Raw genomic sequence first — 19,953 nt, 5'->3', positions numbered from 1 at the left:
ACTTAACGTCCACTCAAATCCCCACCACAACCACAAAACACCAGCCCACAACCACTCAACCACTACAGAAACAACGCTCCGTCACAGCTTGGGCTGCTTTCTCGTCAGGTCCGGCACCCGGTCGGCGGCGGTTGCCCCCACGCCCAAAGCGCAGGTCCGGCTGACAGCCCGCACGGCCCCGTCCGTCCGCTGCCCCGTGGCGGATGGGCGTGCCTGTTGGAATGCCCGCTCCGCTCATTTGGTGAAGGTGAACCAGTTGACGTTCACGAAGTCGGACATGCTGCCGACGAACACCAGGTAGAGGTCGTGGACGCCGGTCGCCGACGCGACGATGTTGGCGGGCACCGTCCGCCAGCTCTGCCAGCCGCCCGTACTGGCGATGTCGATCTCCGCGATCTTCGTTCCGGTCGTGCTGTCCAGGCGGGCCTCGATCGCTCCGCTGACACCGCCGGCCGCTCCGGAGGCAAGCCGGGCAACGAACTGGAACGCCGAGGTTGAACCGAAGTCCACGGCCGAGTACTTCAGCCAGTCCCCGGCGGAAATCCAGCCCACGTCGGAACCGGCCCCGGAGTCAGAGCACGTCTCCGTCGCGGTGCCGCTCTGCGCGCTGAAGGTCTCCGCCTGGATGGTGCTGTAGGCGCTGACGCCGCCGCTGGGCGGCTGGGTGCCGCCCGATCCGGCGCCGAGGGAGATGGCCCAGGAGGTCGGGGCGGCGTCCTGGAGGTGCCCGTCCACCGGCGCCGCGCCGGTGGGGCCGACGTCGTCGTAGGGGAAGGCGTAGCCGATGGTGGCGTACTTGTGCACCAGCCGCGCGTAGTGGTTGGTCGTCGCGGTCTGGTAGTACTGCGAGGGGGAGACGCCGTTCGGCTGGGACGAGCCGCCGCCGGCCAGGAGTGTGCTGCGGTTGAGAGCGGCGCCGAGGCGGGCGGTGACGGCGCCGCGCGCGTCCCCGCCGGAGTTGTAGAGCGGACCGCTGGCGCAGCCGAAGATGTCGGCGGCACTGGGCTTGGTGAACGGGACGCCGTTGGTGTTGAGTCCGGCGAAGGTGAGGACGTTGTTGACGACAGTGCCGGAGAACTCCCCATAGCCGCTCTGGGTGTCGATGGTCAGCGTGTGCGTCTGGTAGTAGTTCCAGACCGAGTTTAGGTAGGAGTTCCAGTAGGAGCCGAAGTCGGTCGGCGAATGGGTGGGCGACAGCACCCGTAGGACGCCGCCCGAGGAGTCCGTGGCGACGAGCTGGTCCCACGGGGCGCCGTCGGCGGTGTGCTGGGCCCGTAGCCCGGAGGCGATGGAGCCGAGCGCGCCGGTGGGCAGTGGGCTCACCGACTGGTTGCCGGCGCTGCCCGTGCTCTGCATGGAGACCGGCAGCGCGACCATGTCGACGTAGCTGATGTTCGCGTACAAGTTGGCGCTGTTGTACGTGAACTCGCAGAACGTCCAGTTGGTCTGCCAGTTGGGGTCGGAACTGGTGAGCCCGGGCTGCACCAGGCCCGGCACGCTGCCCGGGTTGACGAAGAACTGGATCTTCTTGCCGACGGAGAACCAGACCCGGCCGCCGATGACGTAGTCGAGCAGAGTCAACGTGGTGGGCGCGGACCCCGAGGGGCCGAGCTGGAAGGAGTAGTCGGGGGCCGGGGTGAGGTTCGCCGAGGGGTTCGGCAACCGGTGGAAGCGCCCGTCGGAGGCCACGAACCCGGGCCAGCCGGTACTGTCGGCACCGCTGATGTACGCGTAGACGGTGGCGTTGCCGGAGTTGTTCTGAAGGGAGATCGGCAGCCACGGGGCCGCTGCCGTAGCCGGGGTGACGGTGAGGCCTGACAGCAGAGGTGAGACCGCGGCGGCGGTGACACCGGCCGTGGTCAGGAAGGAACGCCTGGAAAGCACGTACTGCTCCTGGAGAAAGCCAGAGCGGACGGCCCTTTGCGGTGCCGACCCGTCGGGTAGGGGAGTTGAGCGGAACTGGTCCGGACCGACAGAGGGCCAAGGTGTGGGTTCAGGCGGTCGGGACGCGTGCCGGAGTCCGGGTTGTGCAAGGGGGGTGCGCGTGCCCGCCGTGCGACGACAGGGCGTTGGAAGGTCCGGGTTGTGCAAGGGGGGCGCGTGGCCGCCGTGCGACGGCAGGGCGTTGGAGGGGTGCCGGGGTGAGACGCATTCTGAGGCTGTGGCTGATCACCGGTCAAGAGGCCCCGTGAAGCGGTGACCAAGGGCTGCCCGAACGGGCAGCATCAACGGTGGCCGTACTTGGCTCGCTTACCCAAGGTTTCCACAGGTGGCGGCGGCTCCACCCGATGGAAAGCGGCCGAAATAGGCGGATCCTTCGGGGGAATTCGGACTCTTGACTCGCCGCGTGGTCCAGTCCAATCTCTTGCCCGGCTCACGCTCCCTTCACAGCCGGAAGACAGGCTCCAGGCGTCACCGGCAACACACACGTGTCCGGCGGCGGTTCCGGCGGAAAGCGATCCTGCATGTCCCGTATCTCTCGTCTGCTGTCCCTGCTCTGTTCCACTGTCCTGGCGGCCGCAGGCCTCTCCTCGATTCCGGCCCTCACCTCCACTGCGGCCGCCGCGTCCAGCCCGAACCAGTGGCCGGCGCACTACTCCGCCCCGTACGTCGACACGGGGATGTACAACACCACCCTGACGACCGTGGCGAACAACTACGGCAACAAGTACTTCACCCTGGGGTTCGTCGACGGCGCGAACTGCCAGTGGTCCATGTACAACACCGCAAGCTGGCAGACGCAGATCGACAACCTCCGCGCCATCGGCGGTGATGTCAGCATCGCCTTCGGCGGCTATACCAGCGACACCAACGGCACCGATCTGGGCAACACCTGCTCCTCGGCCTCGGCCGCGGCCTCCCAGATCGAGAACGTGATCACCACGTTCAACGTCAGCCACATCGACTACGACATCGAGTCCAACGGGCTGAGCAACCACACCGACGTCGACCGCACCAACCAGGCGCTCGCCCTGGTGCGCTCCTGGGCTGCCACCAACGGACGCCCGCTGTCCATCACGTACACCATCCCGGTCTTGCCCTCGGGGCTGACCTCCGACGGGCAGTATGTGCTCAACAGCGGTAGGAACAACGGCTTCACGCCGGACGTGGTCAACCTCATGGCCATGGACTACGGCACGTCGGGCACCGACATGGGCACTGCCGCCAACCAGGCCCTGGACGCCACGTCCAGTCAGCTCGCCTCCATCTACGGCAAGTCCACCGCGCAGGCGAACGCGATGCTCGGAGTCACCCCGATGATCGGGCAGAACGACAGCCCCGGCGAGATCTTCACCCTCTCCAACGCGTCCACGGTCGTCTCCCATGCCTCTTCCATGGGCATCACCGAGGTCGCCTTCTGGTCCGAGGGGCGTGACAACGGCAACTGCGCCGGCCGGACCACGGCAGATTCCAGCTGCAGCGGCATCAGCCAGAACACCGGCGACTTCGCCGTCGCCTTCAACAAGTTCACCTCCAGCGGCTCCTATTCGGCGCTGCCGGGTACGTGGACGCAGTGTGCGTCGGAGAACGGCAGCTGCGCGGTCAGCGGGGCGACCACGGTCGCGTACGGCGCCAACGGCTGGTTCAACTACCAAACCGTGAGCAGCTCGGTCTCCTGCAGCAACTCCGTCTTCCGTGACCCGATCAGCGGCGTCAGCAAGTCGTGCTACTCCGAACCCGCACCGACCACGACGAACGCTTGGGTGCCGTGTGCCGACGAGAACGGCACCTGTTCGTACGCGGGCACGATGACCGTAGCCTACGGCGCGAACGGCTCGTACAAGTACGCCACTGTGCCGGGCAACCTCGGCTGCAACACCACCGCCTTCGGCGGCGATGACCCGGCCAGCGGCGTCGCCAAGAAGTGCTACCTGATCGGGGCCCCGCCGTCCTTCAGCACCTGGACGCAGTGCGCGTCCGAGAACGGCACCTGCTCCTTCAGCGGCACACACGAGGTGGCCTTCGGCGCGAACGGCAAGTACTACTACCGCGTCGGCACCGGCTCCTACGCGTGCAGCAACACCGCCTTCGATGACCCCATCTCCGGGACCGCCAAGAACTGCTACGTGCTGCAGTAGCCACCCGGCGATCCCGCCCGGTGACCGGCACCGCCCCGCGTCCCCGCCGACCACCGGGCCTCACCGTCAGTCGGCCCGCCCCCACCAGGGCGGGCCGACCCGCGTCCGGCGCAGCCGCGCCCCTCGCTCCTGCGCCAGGTGCGGACCGGTGGGGCCGCCGGCCCCACCGCATGCACACACACTCACCTGGAGACTACCCGTGCGCGTTCTCAAACGCATACGCCTGTGGGCCTGCGCCCTGCTCACAGGCTTGGCCCTGATGGTTCTCGGCAGCCAGCCGGCGTTCGCCGCCATCCCGATCGGCCAGGCCATAACCGGCTCGATGACCTACTACAACGACATCGGCACCGGCTCCTGCGGCACCGCCATCGATGCAACGTCGCAGTCCTTCGTGGCCGTGTCCTACACCTACTGGACGGCCGCGAACCCCAACAACGACGATCTGTGCAAGGGTATCTCCGTCCAGGTCACCTACAACGGCAAGACCATCACCGTGCCGGTCGTGGACAAGTGCCCCAGCTGCGACTCGACCCGCATCGACCTCAGCCAACCGGCCTTCGCGCAACTCGCCGACACAGGTATCGGCAACGTCTCGGGCATCACCTGGCAGTTCGTGTACACGAACGGCGGTGGCAACGCTTCCTATGCGGCGCTGCCGGGTACATGGACGCAGTGTGCGTCGGAGAACGGCAGCTGCGCGGTCAGCGGGGCGACCACGGTCGCGTACGGCGCCAACGGCTGGTTCAACTACCAAACCGTGAGCAGCTCGGTCTCCTGCAGCAACTCCGTCTTCCGTGACCCGATCAGCGGCGTCAGCAAGTCGTGCTACTCCGAACCCGCACCGACCACGACGAACGCTTGGGTGCCGTGTGCCGACGAGAACGGCACCTGTTCGTACGCGGGCACGATGACCGTAGCCTACGGCGCGAACGGCTCGTACAAGTACGCCACTGTGCCGGGCAACCTCGGCTGCAACACCACCGCCTTCGGCGGCGATGACCCGGCCAGCGGCGTCGCCAAGAAGTGCTACCTGATCGGGGCCCCGCCGTCCTTCAGCACCTGGACGCAGTGCGCGTCCGAGAACGGCACCTGCTCCTTCAGCGGCACGCACGAGGTGGCCTTCGGCGCGAACGGCAAGTACTACTACCGCGTCGGCACCGGCTCCTATGCGTGCAGCAACAGCGCCTTCACAGACCCCATCCCCGGAACCGCCAAGAACTGCTACGTGCTGCAGTAGCCACCCGGCGATCCCGCCCGGTGACCGGCACCGCCCCGCGTCCCCGCCGACCACCGGGCCTCACCGTCAGTCGGCCCGCCCCCACCAGGGCGGGCCGACCCGCGTCCGGCGCAGCCGCGCCCCTCGACGGCCGCCGCTGGGCGACGCTGCCGCCCGCTGCTGCCGCCGCGTGGCCGGCCGCTGCAAGTAGCGGAAGTTGTGTGCCGGCCGAGCGAGGGAAGGGCGCGCAGGGCTGCGACTGTCATATGAGCCCCTCGCGCAGGGCGTACGCGACCGCATGCGCACGGTTGCGCAGGTGTAGCCGGCTGGTGATGTCGTGCAGGATGCTCTTCACCGTGCGCTCGGAGTAGGACAGCTCCTTGGCGATCTCCCTGGTGTCGTAGCCGTCCGCCACCATAGCGAGCACCTTCAGCGCCCGGGCGTCCAGGCGTGGTGCGGCGCCCCCGCCGGCCTCGACAGCGCTCACCGTCGTGTGCCGGAGGCAGCGGACCTGGCCGACGAGGCCGTCCAGTAGTACGGCAGGCATGCTGGCCTCTCCGCGCGCCGCCGACAGGACCACCTGGGAGAGCTTGGACGGGGTCGCCTGGGTGAGCAGGACCAGTCCGACCACCCCGTGCTCGATCGCCGTGGCCAGCGCGGTGCTTTCCATCTGCGACGCCACCAGCACAACCGGGGCGAGCGAGGTGTCCCGCAGGTCCCGTAACAGTGTCACGGAACGTTCGTGAAGGCTCTCCGACCCGACTAGGGCGACGGCCGCACGCTCCTGCCGCCGGCTGTCCGTGACCCGCAGCGCTGGGCAGGTCCGCAGCCGGTCGGTCAGCATGGGCCGCCAGGCTGGGTCGTCGGTGTGCACGGAGACCGCAATACGCCGCAAGGCCATCACTACCCCAGGTCGGTTGCCGGTGTGCTCCCTGTCTCAGGAGCGTCGCGAGAGCCCAAACATGCCGGACAGACCCGCCGCCGAGCGTGACGAGGAAGCCGTCGCCACGTGGCGGGAGGTGACCTGGCAGGAGCTAAAACCCTTCGGGCGGCGGCCGGGGCGTGGATCTTCTTCGAAGATGAAGCGGGCGTGACCGGCCGTCCGCCCAAGGGCCGCGCCTGGGGCCGGCGTGGCATCACCCCGAGGGTCAAGGTGTCCGGCCGCAAAGGCGAGCGCCGCTCGCTCGGCGAGAGTGACTCCATTCACCTCCTCGACGGCGCCCACCAACTGCTCAAAACCCATCACGGGGGCGGACTGGTCGAACAGGGTTCCTGATCGGGTGATCGCGCGAGGGCCGGCGCATGACAGCAGGACCTCTTGGTAGTTCGGGGGTGCGAACCAAACCGAGAGCCAGGAGGCCCTGCCGCGGGTACGGGACGCGGTGGCGTCAGGAAGGCAGTCTCTTCCAGGGTGTCGGTCCCCTGGGGGACCACCACCCCGCAGGCCCCGGCCTGCACCGCCTATGACGCAGAATCCGCCAGGGCCAGGACATGCGCGAAGGTCAGATTCGCACTGGGGACGGCATCCATGTCGTGGATGTCCAGGGGCATTCCGAGTTGGGTGAGCCCGGGCACGGCCGCGGCAAGGTCGGCTCCGTTCAACCGGATGACGCCTCCGATGCCCTGGGTGTGGCCTGCCATCGATATCGTGCCGCCGAGCGTGAACAGTGCGATGCCCATACCCCTGTGCCTTCCGCTCCGTCCGGGCAACAACTGATCGCGCCCCCGGCAGCCAAGCGCCCCCGCCCGGTCGACCGTGCACGGCCGGGCAGCAAGGACCACGTCCTCGCCGACGGCCAGGACATCCCGCTCGCGGTATCGCTGACCGGCCGAAATCGCCCTCGCATTCCCCTCAGGGCGTGAGGTAGCAGGTCTTGCGCACGCCGGGCAGCGGATCAGTGCCGAATGCCGCCGTGGTGCAGACCGTGCCGCCGGTGAACGACCTGTAGGCGAAACTGCCCCGTGCGCCGTAGGCGACGGTCTGCTGTCCGCTGAAGGCGCACGTACCGTCTTCGTCGGAGCAGGCGGTGGCGTAGCCGGGCGGGCCGGCGGTGGCGGTGTAGCAGGCCTTCGACTCACCGAAGATCGGGTCGCCGAATGTGGCGTCGGTGCACGGGGTGTCGCCGGTGGCCGTGATGGTGGTGAAGGCGCCGAAGGCGCCGTACATCACCGGCTGTCCCGCGGCGGCCGGGCAGGTGCCGTTCTGGGAGGCGCACTTGGTCCAGCCGCCGGGCGGGGCGCCGTCAGGCGGCAGGTAGCAGGACTTGGCGACACCGTCGATGGGATCGCCGAAGTGGGCGTTGGTGCAGGCGACGGAACCGTTGGTGACCTGGTGGGCGAAGTTGCCGTTGGCGCCGTACACCACGTCACGGTTGTAGCCGGGAACGGAGCAGGTGCCGCCCTCGGCCGCGCAGACGGTGTATCCGGGCGGACCGCCCACGTCGGCGACGTAGCAGGACTTGACGAGGTTCGACGCCGGGTCGCCGCCGAAGGAGGCGTTGGTGCAGGCAGTGCTGCCGGTCACTGTTTTGTACCTGTACGTCCCGGCCCCGTAGGCCACTGAGCGGGTGCCGCTGAAGGAGCAGGTGCCGCCCTCGCCCGCGCACCGGGTGAAGCCCGCGCGCAGGGCAGCGGTACCGGGTTCGGCAGGTGCGGGCGGGTTGCCCAGCCCGGTGGCGGTCACGGTGTAGCTGCCCGGGGCGACGCCGGTGAGGTAGACGTAGGTGTCGTCCTGGCTCGCACCGGTGATGCCGGGGGTGGGGGTGAAGGATCCGTTGTTCCAGACGACGGTGCCGTTCACGGACACCGAGACGTTGCCGCCGCCGAACTTCGGGACGCCGATACGGCCGGTGGTACCGGACGGGCTGGCTAGGTGCGCCGAGTAGGTGCCGGCGGCGGGGTCGCGGGACCAGGAGGCGTTGACGGCGCCCTGGGGCATGGTGATGCGGCCTTCTGCGCTGGTCAGGTCGCCTGGGTGCGGGACGAAGCGGTACGCGCCGGTCGCCGACTCCGGTGCGGTGCCCAGCACGTCGAAGGTGAGCGTGGAGGTGGGCGCGGAGGACCAGCCGTGGGCCAGGCTCATGAACGAACCGCCGTAGGCGAGGCCGCCGTCGACCTTGATGCCTTCCCAGAAGGTGCTCTTGGTGCCGATGTCGCTGTTCAGCATGTGGCCCCAGGTACGGCGGATCTGCGCCAGGGCGCCGTAGTCGTCGTTGGCGGTGAAGCGGGCGTTCAACTCCATCCCGCCGGCGAAGGGCGACACGTTGCCGCCCCATTCGGGGGTGGTGGGGCCGTACGCGCCCCAGTTCTTCCCGAGGCCCGCGATGACGCTCTTCGCCTTGGCCGCGGAATCGGTCAACCCGTACCAGACCGCAAGGGAGTTGCCGTCCTGCGGGTACAGGCCGCTGGTGGGGTTGTCCTTGTACATGCCCTTCGAGGCGTCCCACAGCCGCGAGTTGGCCGCGGTCTTGATCGCGTCCGCCTTGCCGGTCCAGCTCGCGGCGAGCGCGCTGTCGCCCTCGGCCGTGGCCAGGGTGGCGCCGCCCTTGAGCGCGGCGTACAGCAGCGCGTTGGCGGAGATGTTCTCTCCGCCCTGGCCGACTCGGGCCCAGTCCTGGGTGCGGGTCACATTGAGGAGGTTGTTGCCGTCGATCTTGTTGGTGATGAAGGCCATCCCGCGCTTGTAGTTGGCCCATTTGGAGTCCAGCCACGCCCGGTCGGCCGAGTAGGCGTAGTACGTGGCCGTGCCCAGCAGCGTCCAGGTGTGGTAGGTGTCCGAGCCGGTGAGGTTGAACGGCGGGCCCGACCAGGGGATCTCGCCCTCCGCCGACTGCGCGTTGTACATCGTGGTCAGCGCGTTGCGGGTCGAGGTGAGGTCGTTGGAGTACGCGTACTGCGTGGGTACGGCGATGCCCATGTCGCCGGGCCACACCGTACGGTCTCGCTTGGCCCCGTCGACCAGGACGGAGTCACCCACACCGACGGTGGCGCTGTTGTCCCACTCCGAGGCCGGCGGGGGCCAGGCGCGGCCCTGGTCGGAGGCGATCGTGTTGAGCTGCACCGTGTATGCCCCGGCGTACCAGATGCGGTTGAGCAGGTCGTCGCTGGAGGAGAAGTAGTTGGCGTAGTCGGCCGGGTTGGCTTTCCCCGGAGCCGCGGTGAAGTTGAGGCTGACGCCCTTGAGGTCCACCCAGCCCGAGGTGTCCAGGAAGACGGTGAGGTAGCGGAAGCCGCCACGCAGTCTCGCCGTGGGCATCGTGTAGGTGCCGTTGGCGGAGGCCGTGGCGTAGAGGGCACCGTCCTCGCCGTCGCGGCCGCTGCTGCGGTCGCTGTTGTTTCCCACGTACAGGGACGACTCGCTGAAGGCCAGGCCGATCCGCTGACCGTCGCTGCTGGTACTACCGAAAGACAACGTTGCCAGGCCGCCGACCTCCTTGCCGAAGTCGAGGGTGATCGCCGACTGCGAGCCGGAGATCCGCGTCGGCTGCCCGCTCAGCACGTTCTGCGGGTTCGCGACACTGCCGAAAGTGGCGTATACGGTGGTCGGCTTGAGGGTGCGTGAGGTCGGCGAGTAGTTCAGGGCGTCAAGCGCCGCCCGGAGTCCGGCCGTTGCGGTTACCGACGTCGCCGCGGATGTGGCAGGCGAAGCGCCGGCGGATGGCACGGAAGCCGCGGCCAGCACAGCGGCCACAGCCATGGCGAGGCCAAGCAGGCCCCGTGAACAGGGCGGTCGGTTCAGCGGGGGACGGCGGCGGCACATGGGGGGGACCTCCCGGATCGGGTGCGGAATAGACTGCTTGAATCGATTCAAAATGATCGCGCCTGTGAAGGCACGGGCTGATCGGATCGCGGGTGTGCGGGGCGCCTCGCCGGAGTTGCACCGATGATGGGCGCCCGAAAACGGAGTGTCAACCCGTCACCTCCGTCACGAACTCCACTGAAATTGCCAGAGCTTGAGGCATTGACAGGGCCTCACCAAAACGATTCACTGCCCCGGGGAGACAGGTATGGACCAGTGCTCGGTCCCTGACCGACCCCGCAGGACTGTCGGTTGACCGACGCGCCCGCCGACCAGCGTCCCCAACGCGAAATCGAGGCGAGTTGGATGTCCTTACGCGCTGCCGACACCGTTGTCAGGCCACCTGCTCGGCTGCTCACATTCCTTCTGACGGTCGCCATGGCGGCCATCTCACTGGTCCCGGCCGCAACGCCCGCCGCCGCCGCCACTCCGGTGTGCGTGCTGGCCTGTGACACCCTGGATCCCTCACAGGCCCGGCAGGAGAGCTTCCCGGTGCCCAACCAGAACCTCAACGGCCGTCGCCTCGAACTGCACGTGTCCGACACGGACGACATGGCCTGGGCCAGCATCGACGACGGCGTGACCGGCGACTCGGTGTGGCTGGACCGCTCCTGGGACGGCGGCCGCTCCTGGGAAGGACTGCTGGGCAAGGCGAGCATCCCGAGCACCTGGACCGGCACCAGGACGCTGATGTACAACATCACCGACCCCCGCAACCACAGACGCGGGCTGGTGCGGGCCTGCGGCGACGCCGCAGGCGTCGGCTGCACGAACTGGGTCTATCCCACCGTCTGCGACACGCTCTGCGACGGCGCCGACGCCGGCCGGGCGGCTGGTGACGACCAGCCGGTGCCGTCGACCACCCTCTACGGCCGCACGATCCGGCTGCACGTCGACCAGAAGAATTCCATGGCCTGGGCCAGCATCGACACCGGTGGCGGCGGCGACGAGATCTGGCTCGACCGCTCCTGGGACGGTGGCGCGACCTGGCCGGACGGCTCCTCGCTCGGCCGTACCAGCACCCCGCCCGGGGCCACCACCACCCGTACCGCGATGTACGCCACCCGCGACCCGCGTGGTCTCCTCTACGGCGGTGTGGTCCGCGCCTGCGGCCGGGAGGCCGGCCACCAGGAGGGCAGCTGCACCGCTTGGGTCAGGCCCGCACCGACCAGGGCGCGCGCCGCAGCGGACGCGCTGATGGCGTCGTACGACCCCTACAACGGCTGGTGGCCGAGCAGTTGGTGGAACTCCGCCGCCACCCTCACCTCCCTCGTCGACTTCTCCAGGACCACCGGCAGGCACGACTACGACTGGGTCATCGCGCGCACCTTCGACCAGAACAAGGGCGCCTTCGCCGCCGGGGTGCGGAGCTCGGACGCGATCGAGGGCGACTTCATCAGCCGTTCCATCGACGACTCGGGCTGGTGGGCCATCGCCTGGATCGACGCGTACGACTACACCGGCGACTCCCGCTACCTCAACGAGGCCGTCACCACCGCCAAGTACGTCCAGCAGTACTGGGACACCGGCACCTGCGGCGGCGGCGTGTGGTGGGACCGCGAGCGCACCTACAAGAACGCCGTGACGAACGGGCAGTACCTCTGGCTGACCACGGCACTGCATCAGCGCATCCCGGGCGACACCCTATGGCTCCAGCGGGCGAAGAGGGCCGCGGCCTGGTACAGGTCCAGCGGGATGATCAACTCCTCGGGGCTGGTGAACGACGGGCTGACCTCGGCCTGCGCCAACAACGGCAGCACCGTGTGGAGTTACAACCAGGGATTGGCCATCGGCGGCTTCACCGAACTGTGGAAGGCGACCGGGGACAGTTCGCTGCTGGCCACCGCGCGAACCCTGGCCGACGCCGCGATCAGCAGCCCGGCGCTGACCAGCGGCGGAGTGCTCACCGAGTCATGCGACGTCGGCTCGGCGTCCTGCGACGACAACCAGAAGCAGTTCAAGGGCATCTTCATGCGGAATTTCGCCGACCTCGCGAAGGCCACCGGCTCCAGCACCTACCAGGGCTACGTCCAGAAGCAGGCGGACACACTGTGGGCGCAGGACCGCAGCTCCCTCAACGCCCTCGGCGAACGCTGGGCCGGCACCGGCCCCAACCAGACTGACTGGCGTACCCAGGCCAGCGCCCTCGGAGCGCTCACTGCCGCCGCAGGCTGAGTCCGGCGTCGACGGCGGCGCGGTCGAGTTCGAAGCCGTTCACGAAGGAGTGCAGGTGGGGCAGCGCGGACTGCCGTGATCCACTGGGCGAGCTTGGCGTCGTTGCCCTCGGCCGGGTTCAGGAGGCCCGCATCCGACCGCCACCGGGGCGCCGGACGCGTCCTTCGGGCAGCGGCAGTGGCTGCGCCAATCCAACGTGCGGAAACTCTTCATCGACCTCACGGCCACGGGGAAGCCGATCAGCCACGAAGCCCTGGACGACGCCTTCCTCGCAGGCCACCACATCGCCACGGGCCAGGGTAGTCGTCGCCGAGATGGCGGCCGGTTGGGGCGGACAACTGTCCGATTAGTAGTGCTGAGGGCTCGCCTCCCGGGCGCCCCGGCGCGCAGGCCGTCCATGACCACGTCCAGCAGACGGGTGGCGCGGGCTCCCAGTGCCCGCCGGGGTCGGTCTGCCAGCTACCGGCGAGGACGAAGTCGTCGGAGGTCACGCCGGGACGGATGGTCCCGGCCGCGCGATTGACGTCGAGCAGGAGGTCGATCGCGTCGGCCACCAGCGAGTACCCCGGCCGCGTGCCGCTCCTCACCGCCACTGGCCGCTCCTCCTCCAGGGGCTCCGTCCGCCCCCCCGAGGCTGCTATATCGCGTCAAGCTACTTGGAGGAGATCTTCAAGGGTGCTCTTGTCGTTCCGGTCGGAGCGTTCAAGGATCTTGAAGAGCTGTCGACAGATAGCGCGTTTGAGACAGCGTTGTGCGTCGCGAGAGGTCTTGCCTTCGGCCACTCGACGGGCGACGTAGGTCTTCGTGGCGGGGTCCAGGCGCATCCGGATCAGCGTGATGGTGTGCAGGGCCCGGTTGAGCTGGCGGTCGCCGCTGCGGTTGATCCGGTGCCGGTTGGTCAGGCCGGATGAGGCTGGGATCGGTGAGACGCCGGCGAAGGAGGCGAAGGCCGCTTCGGATCGGAACCGGCCCGGGTGGGACCAGCTGACCAGGACCTGAGCCGCGGTGATGGGACCGACACCGAGCAGGTCGAGGAGTTCGGGCGCCAACTGCCGTACAAGGCCCAGGATCTCGTTCTCCAGTGCCTTGGCCTCGGCCTGCAGGGCCTGGATGCGCTGGGCGGTGCACCGCAGCGCTCGTGCGGTCATGCGGTGTTCGATGTCGTGGGCCGTGCGGTCGCGCAGTTGGGCGCAACGCGTGACCTGGGCCGGGCGCTTGAGTTTCCGCAGCTCGGCGCGAAGGTCGTCAGGCGCTGACACGATCAGCGCCTTGAGCTGGTTGATCGCGGCGGTGGAAGCCAGGACGGCGCCGTGGCGGGTGGCGAGCAGGACGCGGAGGGCCTCGCGTTCGCCGCGGAGCCGGGGCTGGATCAGGTGCTCGGTGGAAAGTGCTTCCTTGGCTGCTCGGACCGCGTCGATCATGTCGGTCTTACGGCCGCCGCGGACAGCGGGCCGCTTGGGCCGGCAGACCTCCACGACACGCTCGCCGGCCTGGTCGAGGAAGGTAGCGAGGCCGGCCCCGTAACTGCCGATGCCTTCCAGGGCCCAGCAGCGGCGGCCGGGGATGTGCTTGCGCGCGAAGTCGAGCAGGCGGCGATAGCCGCGGGCGCTGGCCGGGGCATCGGTGCTGGCCAGGACCGCACCGATGGGGATGACGGCGGCGGCAGCGAGGGTGTCGCGGTGGGTGTCGACGCCGATGACGCCGTCGACTTGTTCTGCGAGCATGGTCACGCGGTTGTTCTCCTTCGGGCTCTGGACGGCCGTGGTCGGCGTTGGCCTGGGTGGAGTCACCGCGTGGCAGAACTGTGATGAGTCACGTCGAGATGGCGGACAAGCTGCTGATCAAGCCAACGGGGTGGGCCAGGCCGACGCCGACGTCCGGCAGACATCTCGGGGGCACGGCAGGCTGCAACGAGCCGCCAATTACCTTGTGGGTCATGCCGGAACGTCGGCGCCGAGCCTGGCAGCAGCCCAACCCGGGCCGCAGCTCAACTATCACAGTTACCTTTTTCGTGGCCCCGCAATGGGGCCTCCGGCCTTCGGGTCCGGCATGACTTCCCCCCCCCTTGTTGTTGATGGTCCGGGGGGGTGGTGTCACCGGGCCCGGAGGCATCGACGGACTGCTGATGAGGGGCTTGAGCACCGGCTTCACCCGGGCCGGAAGAGCTCTCCGTAACGTGGATGTGGCAGCTCGGTGTCGTGGCAGGCCGGATGAAAGCGTGAGCGGAAGGGCCTGCACGTGATCGACACCGGCGACATCGACGTCTTCCTCGGCCTGGACGTCGGCAAGGGCGAACACCACGCCACCGCCGTCACCCCGGCCGGGAAGAAGGCGTTCGACAAGCGACTGCCCAACACCGAGCCCAAGCTCCGCGAGCTGTTCGCCAAGCTGCAGGCCAAGCACGGAACCGTGCTGGCCGTGGTGGACCAGCCGGCCTCGATCGGGGCTCTGCCGCTGGCGGTCGCGCGGGACATAAGCTGCCCGGTCACCTATCTGCCTGGGCTGACGATGCGGCGGATCGCTGACCTCTACCCCGGCGAGGCCAAGACGGACGCGAAGGACGCGTTCATCATCGCCGACGCCGCCCGCGCGATGCCCCACACGCTGCGGGCGATCGACGGCGAGGACGAGACGATCGCCGAGCTGGAGATGATCGTGGGCTTCGACGACGACCTGGCCGGCGAGGCCACCCGGGTCGCCAACCGGCTGCACGGCCTGCTGACCCAGATCCATCCCTCGCTGGAGCGAGTGCTGGGGCCGCGGTTGCAGCACCCGGCCGTCCTCACGCTGCTGGAGCGGTTCGGGTCACCGGCCCAGATCCGCAAGGCCGGCCGACGCCGGCTGGTCACCCTGTTACGGCCGAAGGCACCGCGGATGGCCGAGCGGCTGGTCAACGAGATCTTCACTGCCCTGGACGAGCAGACCGTCACGGTCCCGGGCACCGAGGCGGCCGCGCTGATCGTTCCGAGCCTGGCCAGCTCGCTCACCGCTGTCCTTGATCAGCGCAAGCTGTTGGCCGGGCGGATCGAGGAACTGCTGGAGGCCCACCCTAATGGGCAGTGAAGCGGGGCACCGCCAGGCCCACCCCGGCCCGTCGAGGCCCTGAAAGAGACTGCGGGCCCCGCTTCAGCAAGCGCGATACATCGTGGTGGTGATCGGTGCCGGGAAGCCGCAGAGTACGCCTGGGCCCTCGAGCCGTTGGACAAGCGCCGGCCTCGGCACCGTTCAGTACCACGAGACCGGACGCAACTACCGCATCCAGCACGACGATCGGATCGTTGAAGTCCGTGGTCCGAGCCACCCGCGGGGATCACCTCTTACAAAGCCTGGAGCCGCCGAGCTCCTGAGCAGACCGAGGACCCCGCGGGTCGCTGGGGTCACGAACGGCTAATCGGATGCTGGGCCATCGAGCCCTTCCATTAGGGAGACGCGTGCCCCCGCACGGCTGCGACCAGCAGCAACACGCCCCTGACCGAGAGGACGAAAACGACACGATGACCGTCACCTGCGGGATCGACTGGGCCAACGACCATCACGACGTCGCCCTGGTCGACCACGAGGGAACCCTGTTAGCCCGGGCCCGGATCACCGACGACGCCGCGGGCCTGCAACAACTCCTGGGCCTTCTCACCACGCACGGCGACAGCGAGGACGCCCCGATCCCGGTGGCGATCGAAACCTCCCGCGGCCTGCTCGTGGCCTGCCTTCGAGCCACCAAGCGTCCCATCTACGCGATCAACCCGATGGCAGCTGCTCGCTATCGCGACCGGCACGCGGTCGCCCGCAAGAAGTCCGACCACCTCGACGCTATGGTGCTGGCGAACATCCTGCGCACCGACAGGGCCGCCCACCGACCGCTGCCCGACGACAGTGAACTCGCCCAGGCCATCGCCGTCCTGGCCCGCGCCCAGCAGGACGCCGTCTGGGACCGCACTCAGGCTGGCAACAAACTCCGCTCCCACCTGCGCGAATACTTCCCAGGCTTCCTCGCGGCTTTCCAGCCCAGACGCGAAGGACTGTGCACGAAGGCAGCCCGCGTCGTACTGGCCGCCGCCCCCACCCCGGAACAGGCCGCCAAGCTCACCCGCACCCAGCTGTGCTCGCTCCTGAAGAAGGCCGGCCGCCAGCGCGGCATCGAGGCGGAAGCCGAACGGCTCCGCCAGGCCCTGCGGGTCCCGCAGATGCGGCAGCTTCCGCAAGTCGAACAGGCCATGGGCCGCCAGGCGATCGCTTTGCTGAGACAGCTCGACGCCGCCTGCACCAGCGCAGACGATCTGACGGCTGCCGCGGTGGAGTCTTTTGAAGCACACCCGGACGCCGAGATCATCACCAGCTTTCCAGGGCTCGGGTCTCTCACCGGCGCCCGGGTGCTCGCCGAGATCGGCGACGACCGATCCCGCTTCTCCGACGCGAAGGGACTCAAAGCCTTCGCCGGGGCCGCGCCGGTCACCCGGGCGTCCGGCAGAAGCCTCGCGGTCATGGCCCGCCGGGTCAAGAACCAGCGCCTGGCCTCGGTCGGCTACGTCTGGGCCTTCGCCGCACTGACCGCCTCACCGGGCGCCCGCGCCCACTACGACCGCCGACGGGCCGACGGCGACCGCCACACCGCCGCCCAGCGCAACCTCTTCAACCGCATGCTCGGCTGCCTCCACCACTGCCTCACCAAACGAACCCGCTACGACGAAGCCACCGCATTCCCCGTTCCCCAAGCTCCTCAACTCTCCGTTGCCGCTTGACAGATCAACCGCATCGGATGTCTCTTTCCAAAGTCCTGACGTCCATGCCGGGAGTTGGCGTCAGGACCGGAGCCCGCATCCTCATCGAGGTCGGCGACGGCAGCACCTTCCCGACCGCCGGCCACCTTGCCGCCTATGCGGGTCTCGCCCCCGCGACCCGGAGTTCGGGCTCCTCGATCCGCGGCGAACAGCCCTCCAGGAGAGGAAACAAGCAGCTCAAACGGGCCTTCTTCCTCTCCGCATTCGCTGCCCTGGGCGACCCAGCATCCCGGGCCTACTACGACAAGAAGATCGCCCAGGGAAAGCACCACACCCAGGCCCTGCTCTGCCTCGCCAGACGCCGGGCTGACGTCCTCTTCGCGATGCTCCGCGACGGAACCTTCTACGAGCCCCAACCCGCGGCGGCCAGGTGAGGGTTCAGGCCGATCAGTCAGTCCTCCGGCCGAAGCCGCTGACGAGCGGCCTCAAGCCGCTGGTCGAAGTCAGGCGCGAACAGCTCAGGAAGCGCTTTGTCCAGCGTTCCGGCGATTCGGTGGATCGGGGCCCAGACCGCCGGATCGTCGACAACGCGACGGAGGTCCGTCATCTGCAGCTTCTCCAGCCAGTGCGACAGCACCAGTGCCTCGTCACTCGTGAGCTTGATCGTCACCTGGCTATCGCTCATGCACACCCCTACGGCCTGGCCTCCACCCTCAACCACACGAACCTACTGGTCTCCGACCTTGACCAAACACATAGGGCACCCCCCCCGCAGGGCAGGGCGTCACGAGGTGATGTCGCTGTACTGGTCCCAGGTGTAGGCGAGGTCGGGCGAGGAGGGGTTGCCGGTCCAGTCGAAGTAGTCCCAGACGAGTTCGGCGGGGTTGGTGGCAAGGTAGCCCCGGCCGGGCAGGTCGTCGGCGTCGTCCCAGGCCCAGGGCGGGTTGGCCGCGTCGGTGTCGCACGAGCCGTTGGCGGGGCCGAGGACTCCGCCCTCGCCGCACTCGGCGCCGTACGGGTTGGAGCTGTCGTCGCCTGCGAAGTCGTTCGGCGTCGCGAACAGCGTGGTCAGGTTGCGGTTCTCCCACACGCTGTTCGAGGCGAAGATGTCGGTCAGTGTGTACTGCACGTCACGGTCGTTGGAGCCGTCCGGGACCTCGGCGGTGGACCCGGGGTAGTAGACGATACCGTCGCCGTTCGCGTACTGGTCGCGTTCCTTGGAGAGGTAGCCCTCGGCCCACGCGGCGTGGGTGTTGGGCTGCTGGGTGGTGAACGGGCGGCCGTGGCCGTCGTCGTGCGGGTCGCCCTGCTGTTTCAGCACGCCGTCGACGCTCTCCTGGCCGCTCGTGAAGTCGCTGCCCGAGGGCAACCTGCTCGACGGAGACCGCCTGGTACGGGGCGGGGGAGACGGCCGACAGCTGCAGACCGGGCGCGAGGTAGCGGTCGACCTCGCCGGCAGGAAGCCCGGGACGCCCGCGGCGGGTAGTGCCCTGGGCTGTTGTCGCCCAGGACCGGGCTCACTGTCGTGAAGCGCAGAAGGCTCCTGCCGCGTCCCACAGAACGCCGAGCTTCTCCTCCGCCTGCGTCAGGGTCGAGGGGATCATCGTGGCGAGTGGCTCCCCCTGCCACGCAAGTTCGTACTCCTCCTGCTCGCCGCCCACTCCCCCCCACGTGGGCTTGCAGGGTGAGCCGGTGCTCGAACCCTGGCGCGATCCGGTGCGCCAGGAGGTTTCGGATCTTGGCCAGTCGGTCGTAGAAGGGGTCGGACCTCAGGTCCGACATCGCCTTCGTGAGCGCGTCGTTGGGCCATGCTGCCTGAAATGCCCTGGCCGTCGAGCTTCCGTGACGTCGCGGTACTTCTCCGGGTCGTCTGCGAGGGCGAAGCGCTGCCGGTCAAGGCGGGAGGCTGCGAAGTAGAGCCCGTAGAAGGAGCTCTCGAAGGCGGAGTGGAGAGAGACGAAGGGGCAATGGTGGAAGGGCGCTTCACCAGCCACAAGGGATTAAGCGCAGCCAGAGCTGACCAGCATCGCGGCTTGACAGCGCCCTTGGGGCCGTAGCCGTATGGTCGGCCGCGCAGCAGCTGCTCATCGTCGCTGCCCATGTCCTCCAGCCTCGCAGCCGCCACCGACAACGAGGGCTTGCCCAGGCGGCCCTGGGCAAGTTGTGACTGGGCGAGACAGTTGTCACCTGGGCGTGGCATCAGTCACCAACTGATCGTTTCACCATGAGTTCGCAACGCGGGGCTCCGCGACTTCGGCCTCTGGAAGCGGTCGGTTACGCCTGTGAGGTAATGCTCTCCCAGCCCTTTTCGAGCAGGTCGAAGGCGCGGTTGAGGGCTTCGGTGCTGTCGTGGTGTCGGCGGGCGGCGCGGGGTGCTTCGAGGGCGAAGTGGGCCAGAGCGGTGCAGGCCGGGTCGTCTGCGGAAAGGCCGCTTTCCTCGGCGATGACCTGGGCCAGAGCGGCTGTGTTCTCCAGCCATGTGGCGTGCTGGTAGTCGAGCAGGGCCGGGGTGCTGTTGACCAGTTCGAGAAAGGCGGCGACGCCTGGTTCGTCGCCAGGGCGGAGCTGCCGGTAGCGCAGGGCGTGCTCGCGCAGGGCGGCCGGGACGGACTGGCCCTGGGGGCGTTCGCGCACCGAGATGAGCTGGAGGGCCTTCATCTCGTCCTGCCGGTCGAAGACGAGGGCTTCCTTGCCGGAGAAGTGCTTGAACAGCGTGGTGGTGGACACGTCGGCGGCGTCCGCGATCTCGCGGATGCCGACATTGTCGTAGCCGCGCTCCAGGAAGAGGTGCAGGGCTGCGTCGGCGATGGCCTCGCGGGTGGCGGCCTTCTTGCGCTCGCGGCGCCCCAGCGGTGCGGAGGCTGTGTCATCAGGCATACCAGGAATCTACACCATAGGTGGCACGGATTAAAAAGTTAACTCGTTGCACTTATGGCTCCGGTGTGCTTTTTTGGTGTGGCGGCCCCTGGA

General features: G+C 68.5%; 12 protein-coding genes and 6 pseudogenes. 8 read left to right on the top strand and 10 right to left on the bottom strand.

The genetic code is table 11. The features are described 5' to 3' along the window. Positions 1-234 precede the first annotated feature (234 nt). Positions 235-1,884, bottom strand: a complete 1,650-nt coding sequence (locus Q2K21_RS21205) for a beta-1,3-glucanase family protein (protein ID WP_310773340.1) — start codon at positions 1,882-1,884, stop codon at positions 235-237. A gap of 581 nt (positions 1,885-2,465) precedes the next feature. Between Q2K21_RS21205 and Q2K21_RS21200 the strand changes: the two genes are divergently transcribed. Both Q2K21_RS21200 and Q2K21_RS21195 read left to right on the top strand, forming a co-directional pair. Beyond that, the gene (locus tag Q2K21_RS21200) at positions 2,466-4,079 is read left to right on the top strand and encodes a glycoside hydrolase family 18 protein (protein ID WP_310773338.1); all 1,614 of its coding nucleotides are present in this window, start codon (positions 2,466-2,468) and stop codon (positions 4,077-4,079) included. A 199-nt stretch (positions 4,080-4,278) separates the two neighbouring features. Continuing rightward, entirely contained in the window at positions 4,279-5,316 is a 1,038-nt protein-coding gene (locus tag Q2K21_RS21195) for a cysteine/serine endopeptidase inhibitor (protein WP_310773335.1), read from the top strand. A gap of 241 nt (positions 5,317-5,557) precedes the next feature. Here Q2K21_RS21195 and Q2K21_RS21190 read toward each other — a convergent pair whose 3' ends face one another. Beyond that, positions 5,558-6,028: a response regulator transcription factor gene (locus Q2K21_RS21190; protein ID WP_310773333.1), complete on the bottom strand. Its 471-nt coding sequence runs from the start codon at positions 6,026-6,028 to the stop codon at positions 5,558-5,560. Positions 6,029-6,248: 220 nt separating this feature from the next. Here Q2K21_RS21190 and Q2K21_RS21185 point away from each other — a divergent pair. Continuing rightward, positions 6,249-6,532, top strand: a pseudogene (locus Q2K21_RS21185) (IS630 family transposase); the annotation flags it as partial. Between the two features lie 224 nt (positions 6,533-6,756). Here Q2K21_RS21185 and Q2K21_RS21180 read toward each other — a convergent pair. Next, positions 6,757-6,975, bottom strand: coding sequence for an asparaginase domain-containing protein (locus tag Q2K21_RS21180; RefSeq protein ID WP_310781419.1), 219 nt, complete (start codon positions 6,973-6,975; stop codon positions 6,757-6,759). 60 nt (positions 6,976-7,035) lie between these two features. Here Q2K21_RS21180 and Q2K21_RS21175 point away from each other — a divergent pair. Further along, positions 7,036-7,134 (top strand): annotated as a pseudogene (locus Q2K21_RS21175) (IS5/IS1182 family transposase); the annotation flags it as partial. Positions 7,135-7,147: 13 nt separating this feature from the next. Here the strand turns inward: Q2K21_RS21175 and Q2K21_RS21170 are convergent. Continuing rightward, positions 7,148-9,793: an alpha-L-rhamnosidase-related protein gene (locus Q2K21_RS21170; protein ID WP_310773329.1), complete on the bottom strand. Its 2,646-nt coding sequence runs from the start codon at positions 9,791-9,793 to the stop codon at positions 7,148-7,150. A 606-nt stretch (positions 9,794-10,399) separates the two neighbouring features. Here Q2K21_RS21170 and Q2K21_RS21165 point away from each other — a divergent pair. Then, positions 10,400-12,268, top strand: coding sequence for a glycoside hydrolase family 76 protein (locus Q2K21_RS21165; protein ID WP_310773326.1), 1,869 nt, complete (start codon positions 10,400-10,402; stop codon positions 12,266-12,268). A 366-nt stretch (positions 12,269-12,634) separates the two neighbouring features. Here the strand turns inward: Q2K21_RS21165 and Q2K21_RS21160 are convergent. Together Q2K21_RS21160 and Q2K21_RS21155 are read right to left on the bottom strand one after the other, a co-directional pair. Further along, a pseudogene (locus Q2K21_RS21160) lies at positions 12,635-12,840 on the bottom strand (SbtR family transcriptional regulator); the annotation flags it as partial. Between the two features lie 75 nt (positions 12,841-12,915). After that, complete coding sequence (locus Q2K21_RS21155; protein ID WP_449343603.1) at positions 12,916-13,998, bottom strand: IS110 family RNA-guided transposase; 1,083 nt, start codon at positions 13,996-13,998, stop codon at positions 12,916-12,918. A 508-nt stretch (positions 13,999-14,506) separates the two neighbouring features. On the opposite strand from Q2K21_RS21155, the pseudogene Q2K21_RS21150 reads away from it, so the two are divergent. The 3 genes and pseudogenes from Q2K21_RS21150 to Q2K21_RS21140 form a co-directional block, all read left to right on the top strand. Next, positions 14,507-15,319, top strand: a pseudogene (locus Q2K21_RS21150) (IS110 family transposase); the annotation flags it as partial. A gap of 443 nt (positions 15,320-15,762) precedes the next feature. Further along, a complete protein-coding gene (locus Q2K21_RS21145) occupies positions 15,763-17,004 on the top strand; it encodes an IS110 family RNA-guided transposase (RefSeq protein ID WP_310773324.1) in 1,242 nt (413 codons plus the stop codon). Positions 17,005-17,027: 23 nt separating this feature from the next. Further along, a pseudogene (locus tag Q2K21_RS21140) lies at positions 17,028-17,417 on the top strand (transposase); the annotation flags it as partial. 17 nt (positions 17,418-17,434) lie between these two features. Here the strand turns inward: Q2K21_RS21140 and Q2K21_RS21135 are convergent. The 4 genes and pseudogenes from Q2K21_RS21135 to Q2K21_RS21120 form a co-directional block, all read right to left on the bottom strand. Next, positions 17,435-17,668, bottom strand: a complete 234-nt coding sequence (locus tag Q2K21_RS21135) for a hypothetical protein (protein ID WP_310773321.1) — start codon at positions 17,666-17,668, stop codon at positions 17,435-17,437. A gap of 99 nt (positions 17,669-17,767) precedes the next feature. Then, positions 17,768-18,304: a hypothetical protein gene (locus Q2K21_RS21130; protein ID WP_310773318.1), complete on the bottom strand. Its 537-nt coding sequence runs from the start codon at positions 18,302-18,304 to the stop codon at positions 17,768-17,770. A 43-nt stretch (positions 18,305-18,347) separates the two neighbouring features. Further along, positions 18,348-18,440, bottom strand: a pseudogene (locus tag Q2K21_RS21125) (conjugal transfer protein); the annotation flags it as partial. A gap of 817 nt (positions 18,441-19,257) precedes the next feature. Next, positions 19,258-19,860, bottom strand: coding sequence for a TetR/AcrR family transcriptional regulator (locus Q2K21_RS21120; protein WP_310773315.1), 603 nt, complete (start codon positions 19,858-19,860; stop codon positions 19,258-19,260). Between the last annotated feature and the right edge of the window lie 93 nt (positions 19,861-19,953).

The organism is Streptomyces sp. CGMCC 4.7035 (genome assembly GCF_031583065.1).
Classification (GTDB): domain Bacteria; phylum Actinomycetota; class Actinomycetes; order Streptomycetales; family Streptomycetaceae; genus Streptomyces; species Streptomyces yaanensis.
Note: the sequence above shows the minus strand (reverse complement) of the source record. Positions and strands in the feature narration are given on the sequence as shown.